Here is a 6,860-nt window from a genome sequence, read left to right on the forward strand (position 1 = left end):
ACACGAATTGGTCCCGCCCCTTCCAAGGGCGGGGTTTTCCATGTCCGGCGACTGGCCAATGCGCCCTATCGGACCTAAGTGCTTGATATGATCCATTCCCCCGCGCCATTGCCCGACCCTCTGCAAGAGTGGCTGAACGCCCGCGGCTGGGCTCTGCATCCACATCAACAAGCAATGCTGGACGCGGCGCAAGACCCGGCCACGCTCTTGATCGCGCCTACAGGTGGTGGCAAAACGCTGTCGGGCTTTCTTCCCACCTTGGCGGAACTAACGGCGGAGCCCCGCGCAGGGCTACACACACTGTACGTCAGTCCACTAAAGGCCCTTGCGGCGGACATTCGCCGCAACCTGCAAACCCCGATAGCGGAGGCAGGTTTGCCCATCCGGGTGGAGGACCGTACCGGCGACACATCCGCCAGCGCGCGCAAGCGGCAACGCGCCGACCCGCCGCATATTCTGCTCACGACGCCAGAAAGCCTGGCCCTGTTGCTCAGCTATGAAGACGCGCCGCGCATATTTGCCGGGCTGCAACGGGTAGTGGTGGATGAGATACACGCGCTGGCCGAAAGCAAACGGGGCGATCAATTGATGCTGGCACTGTCACGGTTGCAAGCGCTTTGCCCCGATTTGCGCCGCGTCGGACTATCGGCAACCGTTGAAGACCCGGACGCCATCGCTCGCTATCTGGCATATCACCCTGATCCTTGCCGCGTTTTGTTGGCCGATCCCGGCCCAACCCCAGATATTGCGCTTTTGGATGTCCCGCAGAGCCCCCCTTGGGCGGGCGGCGGCGGGCGCTATGCGATCCCCGCCGTGCTAGAGGCGATCGAAGCGCATCGCACGACGCTGATTTTTCACAACACCCGGGCACAGGCTGAACTCTTCTTTCATGATCTTTGGCTCGCCAATTCAAAGGCTTTGCCCATCGGGATTCACCACGGCTCGCTGTCCCGTGAACAGCGCACACGCGTTGAAGACGCGATGGTTGCCGGTGACCTGCGCGCCATCGTCTGTACCGGAAGCCTTGATCTGGGGATCGACTGGGGCGATGTGGATCTGGTCATCCAGGTTGGCGCACCCAAGAACATCAAGCGGTTGGTGCAACGGATCGGTCGCGCCAATCACCGGTACAACGCCCCGTCCAAAGCGCGGTTGGTGCCTGCGAACCGGTTCGAGTTGGTCGAATGTCACGCTGCACTAGATGCCGTGCGCGAGGGAACCCTTGATGGCGAGCCGCGCGGCGATGGTCCGCGCGATGTTCTGTGTCAGCACATTCTCATCGCCGCCTGCGCCGGGCCGTTTCATGCGGATGCCCTGTTTGCCCAAGTAACAAGCGTCGGCGCTTATGCGTCGCTGGACAGAGAAGGATTCGACGCCTGCCTCGATTTTTGTGCCACTGGAGGATACGCACTGCGCAGCTATGACCGGTGGCAAAGGCTGGTGCAGCGACCGGATGGCCTATGGCAGTTGCGCGACCCACGCGCCGCCCGCCAAATACGCATGAATATCGGTACGATCATGGACACCGACACCCTGAAAGTGCGCATGCGCGGACGCGGTGGTGCCCCCCTTGGCGAGGTGGAAGAGGCCTTTGCCGCAACGCTGACCCCTGGCGACACCTTCCTGATTGGCGGGCAGATCGTCCGCTATGAGGGCCTGCGAGAAATGACCGTTGAAGTGTCGCGCCGGGGCGGAACCACGCCAAAGATCGCCACCTTCATGGGAACCAAGTTTGCGACATCGACAAGGCTCACCGAACGTATTCTCGATATGTTTCAGCAAGATGACTGGCCGCGCCTGCCGGGTCACACCCGCGACTGGCTCCACTTGCAACGACGCATCTCGCGATTGCCGCGCGGGGACCGCCTTTTGATCGAGAGCTTTCCCTATGACGGTCGACCGCACACCTGCATTTATGGATTTGCAGGGCGCAACGCGATGCAAACCCTCGGGCTGCTGGTCACACAGAAAATGGAAGACCTCGGCCTCGGTCCCTTGGGGTTCACAGCCACCGACTATGCCGTGCTGGTATGGTCAGTCGACCCGATCGATGATCCCGCCCCCCTGTTCGAAGGAGAGGACCTGCGCGCCGGTTTCGAAACATGGCTCGCCGGGAACGCCGTTATGAAACGCACATTCAAGGCATCGGCGGTCATATCAGGGCTGATTGACCGGCAATCGCCCGGAAAACGGAAGACGGGTCGGCAAGCGACCTTTTCATCCGACATCCTGTACGACACTTTGCGCAAGTATGATCCAGATCACCTGTTGCTACAGATCACCCGCGAAGAGGCACGGCGCGGTCTCGTTGATTTTGGGCGCATCGAAGACATGATCATTCGCACGCGCGGGCGGGTCGATCATGTGCAACTCGGCCGTGTTACGCCGTTGGCTGCCCCCTTGATGTTGGAACCAAACCGCGTGCCAGTAAAAGGCGCCGGGCAGGAAAGAATACTCGCCGAAGCCGCGCAAAAGTTGATCAAGGCCGCCGGACTTCCTGCGTGATCACTCTCTGATTGGGCCAACATCAACGGGTATCGACTTCAAAATACACGATCGGCAGCCGAATAGTCTGTTCGGCTCCGCTCCTCTCGGGTTCCTTGTCCTTAGTACATCTCGCGAGGGATGCTCCTTTTTCACTAAAATCGTGGGAGCCAGAACTATCCTGCTAGAACTCGGCTGGTAGAATTTGTGACAGTGCCCGGTCTGTTCTCAAAAGCAACAAACGCATCCATACTCATCTTGCATAAACGATAGAATTCATGTGTGAACAGAGCATGAACCACTATGCTTTCACGTTCCGCGGGGCGGCGCTTCGGGCCTTGCCATCTGGGGCCCTATGGTGGCCCGATGAAAGCATGCTTTGCGTGTCGGACCTGCATTTCGGCAAGTCGGAACGCGTGGCGCGCCGAACGGGCAACATTCTACCGCCCTATGATGGGCATGAAACCTTGGCCCGGCTTGATGCGGATCTGGCGGAAACGGCCGCACAAAATGTGATCTGCTTGGGCGACAGTTTTGACGACATATCGGCAGCAGCGCAGCTCCCGACAGAGTTGAATGATTGGCTCGCCCGCCTGATCACGGTGCGGGACTGGGTGTGGATAGAGGGCAACCACGATCCCGGTCCTCTCGGCCTGCCGGGACGGCATGCGCCGTCGGCAAACATCGGACCGCTGCATTTTCGGCACATTGCCATGCCGGACACCGAGAGCGAAGTATCCGGGCATTTTCACCCCAAAGCTCGCTTCGGCTTCAAAGGTGGTACCGTAAGCCGGGCCTGTTTCTTAATTGATTCGCAGCGCATCGTGATGCCCGCCTATGGAACCTACACAGGCGGCTTGTGGACCACGGACCCTGTCCTCATGGCTTTGATGAAGCCAGACGCCATCGCGGTTCTGACGGGACCCAACGCCCAGGCCATTCCAATGCCTCGGCAACGAAGCCATCCTCGCACTCGCACCCTTCGCGCTGGGGTAAAGCGAAATGCATGAGCACCGGCGCGTTCAACCGCCATGCCGGGCATCTTCAGGCTGCGCAGCTTGATGACGATGGCGGCTCCGGCGGGATCATGACGCATGGCGTGTGCCTCCCCGCCGCTTGTCATAGCGCGCGACATTGGCTTCAGGTGCTTTGTTCAGAAAGAGGGCTGCCGACGGTGTCACATCCGGCCGTCGGTCGGCGTGCCATCCACCAATCTGTGGAGCAGGTGCAGCACATGGGTCTTTAATGGCACCTCCGCCTCCAGGGCCATTTCCACGACCCAGAGCACGGCGCGTTCGTCATAAAGCAGGACCAGCGACAGGATATCGACCATTTCACGATCTCCGCCCGGCTTACGCAGCATCAGACACAGCAATTAACGGAACACCCTGACATCTTGGTGCAGCACACGCCGTTGCGCAACGCTCCAAGCTGACGATGCGACCGTTCAATGATGCGCTGATGTTCGCAGCCAACCAGCCCTCAGCGACGTCGCGCCAAAGGCGTGCTTCCAGCACGACCACCAGCCGTTCGGTGTAAATGTGCAGGCTGACGGGGCGGTTAGCAAAGCTGGCGGGCACAGAGTAGCGATTGCGATCAAATGCAGTGGCTGGTCATGGCCAGAAAGCATGCGTTCACATCGCGTTGCTTGCCGCGCCTGACCCTGTCCACTGCTGTCTGCGCGTCCATTTACCTTGGACCAATAGCGGACAATGCCCGCTATCATAGATGTCGCGGCTTAAGATGCCGCCGAACACACTTTGAGCATGCCAGTGGGCGTCGAACAGCATCCCATGCATCTGCAACAGATATGTCAGGACCAGAAACGCACGGCTGTGTGATAGTTTGATATGAGCGACCTGAAGCTTGATGCGCTCGCCGCCGACATGGGCCCAATCCTCACTCCAGTCGAATTGGAAAGAACCGCCCGGCGGGCACACCGGCGATGCAAACGTCCGGCGCCCAGTGATGTGCATGACCTGCTTTCGATCAGTCGTCCGGGTGCGCAAAGGCCGCCGCGCGTTCATGCGATCCGTCCAAACCAAACTGCACCAAGTCAGCATGCATCTGTTTGGCCGTGCGCCGATCCTGGCGCGATTTGCGCTGCTCCGTCAGCAACCAGCCTGAAAGTTTCTCTGCGTAGGGGTCCAGCTTGCATGGCCGCGTTCGCACCTGAAACTACGGTTCAACAATTTCCGCCCCCAGTTACTTCCTGATTGGGTTAAGAAACAGCTCAGTCCGCCGTGAAACTTCGTGAATAGGCATCTTGTCCCGCATCGCCCAACGTCGAACAACGCTCATAAATTCCATGTCGTTCACTCCAATACCCCCTACACATCCCATCAAAGGCACGGTTGCAGATGGGTCAGTTCTTAGTGACATCCAACAATCCAGCGGTCTTAAAGAAGTTGTAGCCATCCTCTTCGATGAATAGGCCGCATGCATGGCCGACGGATTGCCAGTGCTCATCATTTGGTCGTGCGGTATCTTTCCTTTTCAAGGCTTTCCGCTTTGAAAAGGCCATCTCGATGAGATTGCGGTGGGGCTGCACTGCGGCAAGAACAATAACACTGCGCCGACCTGCCGCAGGGCCCGGCCCACACCGGGGCTCGTGCGACTGGATAGATTCTCAGTGATCTTGATGCCGCCTTCGCGCCGCGTCTGCACTCGTTGGCGCGAAACGTAAAGATCAACCATCTCACAGTTAATTGCCTCGGGAGTGCCCTAGAGCCCATCCAGCCGATCATGTCCCAAAAGCCCGATAGCCATTTAGGCGCACCAATGTCCAAGGAGAGCGTGATGACCAGAGGCCGGGTCGTTTGTGTATGCGAGAATATCGTTACGACAGGCCCGACGGCGGGTTATCGCACCTCAACAAGACGCGGATAGCACATCTTTTACCCCGGTATTTGCGCCCAGAACGTGGCATCACAATTTGCCCCCCGCATTGTAGAAGGTTGAGGCGGGGGTCACATGTATGGAACCGGGGGGCTCCCGCCCGTCTTCGACATGACACATGTCTCATCCCGTTGGGCCCAGCACCTTCGGTGCGGGCCCTCCCAACGCAGACACCGTGCACCTGTGGTTTAGTGCAGTCAAAAGCCGGGTGACTCGAAACTCAGGCATCTGCCCCTCGCAACGCACTCTGCTTGGTGACGCCCCTGAACCTCGCGCCAGAACGCGCCAAAGGCCACCTCGTGCCCCCGCAGGCGTAGCCTGCCCGGCCCAACGGGATGAGACATCACTTGATGTCGAAGACGGGCGGGAGCCTCCCTTGCCTTGCGCTCTACCCCATGCGTTCGCTGGCGTAGCTTCCCGGACTGGCGGGGAAGACCACCGTCTTGTTTCCGTTCAACAGCACTCGCTTGTGGATATGCGCATGCACCGCACGGGCAAGCACCTGGCTTTCCACGTCCCGTCCAAGGCTCACGTAATCCTCTGCGCTTTGCGCGTGGGTCACCCGCACCGTGTCCTGCTCGATGATCGGGCCCTCATCCAGATCGCTGGTCACGTAATGCGACGTCGCCCCGATCAGCTTGACCCCCCGCTCATAGGCCTGCTTGTACGGGTTCGCCCCCTTGAAGCTGGGCAGGAACGAGTGGTGAATATTGATGATCCGCCCCGACATCTTGCGGCACATCGCATCGCTGAGGATCTGCATGTACCGCGCCAGCACGATCAGGTCCGCCCCCGTCTCTTCCACCACATCCATCATGCGCGCCTCTGCCTGGGGCTTGTTCTCTTTCGTGACCTTGATGCAGTGGAACGGGATATCATGGTTCACCACCACTTTCTGGTAATCCATGTGGTTGGAGATCACCGCAACGATATCAATCGGAAGCGCCCCGATCCGCCAGCGATACAGCAGATCGTTCAGGCAGTGCCCGAACCGCGACACCATGATGATCACCTTCATCCGCGCCGCTTCGTCGTGAAACGCGTAGTCCATCCCGAACGGCTCCGCCACCGCGGCAAACCCCTCGGCCAGCGCGCCAAGCTCTGCCCCCGTCTCGGCAGAAAAGCTCATCCGCATGAAAAAGGTACCGCTTTCAAGATCATCGAACTGCGCACTGTCGGTGATGTTGCAGCCATGCTCGGACAGGTATCCAGCGATAGCAGCCACAAGGCCGCGCGTGGATCGGGATTGGATCGTCAGGGCAAATTTGGACACGGCAGGAGTACTTTCTGTTCAGGATGGAAAATCAGGCTCAGGTCAGCCCGTCCGGCACAGGCTGCCCATGGGCGCGCGCCGCGGCGACCACCGTGTTGGCCAGAAGGCAGGCAATGGTCATCGGACCGACCCCACCCGGCACCGGCGTGATCGCCCCGGCCACCGCCGCGCAACTGTCAAAGTCGCAATCACCAACAAGCCGCGT

The 6,860-nt window shown here is 59.7% G+C and carries 4 protein-coding genes and 2 pseudogenes; 2 read left to right on the forward strand and 4 right to left on the reverse strand.

Features of this window, described 5'->3' with window-relative positions; genetic code table 11:
• The first annotated feature begins 87 nt into the window (after positions 1 to 87).
• Positions 88 to 2,505 carry a ligase-associated DNA damage response DEXH box helicase gene (locus tag E2L05_RS02485; protein WP_133341312.1) on the forward strand — a complete coding sequence of 806 codons (2,418 nt, stop codon included), beginning with the start codon at positions 88 to 90 and terminating at the stop codon, positions 2,503 to 2,505.
• 272 nt (positions 2,506 to 2,777) lie between these two features.
• Entirely contained in the window at positions 2,778 to 3,494 is a 717-nt protein-coding gene (gene pdeM / locus E2L05_RS02490) for a ligase-associated DNA damage response endonuclease PdeM (RefSeq protein WP_133341313.1), read from the forward strand.
• 167 nt (positions 3,495 to 3,661) lie between these two features.
• Here the strand turns inward: pdeM and E2L05_RS21405 are convergent, their stop codons facing one another.
• From E2L05_RS21405 to E2L05_RS02510, 4 genes and pseudogenes are all read right to left on the reverse strand, one after another.
• A complete protein-coding gene (locus E2L05_RS21405) occupies positions 3,662 to 3,817 on the reverse strand; it encodes a hypothetical protein (protein WP_449288511.1) in 156 nt (51 codons plus the stop codon).
• Between the two features lie 77 nt (positions 3,818 to 3,894).
• Positions 3,895 to 4,827, reverse strand: a pseudogene (locus tag E2L05_RS02500) (Mu transposase domain-containing protein); the annotation flags it as partial.
• Between the two features lie 943 nt (positions 4,828 to 5,770).
• Positions 5,771 to 6,655 carry a formyltetrahydrofolate deformylase gene (purU, locus tag E2L05_RS02505; RefSeq protein ID WP_133341314.1) on the reverse strand — a complete coding sequence of 295 codons (885 nt, stop codon included), beginning with the start codon at positions 6,653 to 6,655 and terminating at the stop codon, positions 5,771 to 5,773.
• A 37-nt stretch (positions 6,656 to 6,692) separates the two neighbouring features.
• Positions 6,693 to 6,860 (reverse strand): annotated as a pseudogene (locus E2L05_RS02510) (bifunctional methylenetetrahydrofolate dehydrogenase/methenyltetrahydrofolate cyclohydrolase); the annotation flags it as partial.

This window comes from Meridianimarinicoccus aquatilis, from assembly GCF_004358675.1.
Lineage (GTDB): Bacteria > Pseudomonadota > Alphaproteobacteria > Rhodobacterales > Rhodobacteraceae > Meridianimarinicoccus > Meridianimarinicoccus aquatilis.

Excerpts from the sequence above, each read along its gene's own strand:
- E2L05_RS02485 (WP_133341312.1), top strand. The coding sequence starts at position 88 with ATGATCCATTCCCCCGCGCCATTGCCCGACCCTCTGCAAGAGTGGCTG.
- E2L05_RS21405 (WP_449288511.1), bottom strand. The coding sequence starts at position 3,817 with ATGGTCGATATCCTGTCGCTGGTCCTGCTTTATGACGAACGCGCCGTG.
- pdeM (WP_133341313.1), top strand. The coding sequence starts at position 2,778 with ATGAACCACTATGCTTTCACGTTCCGCGGGGCGGCGCTTCGGGCCTTG.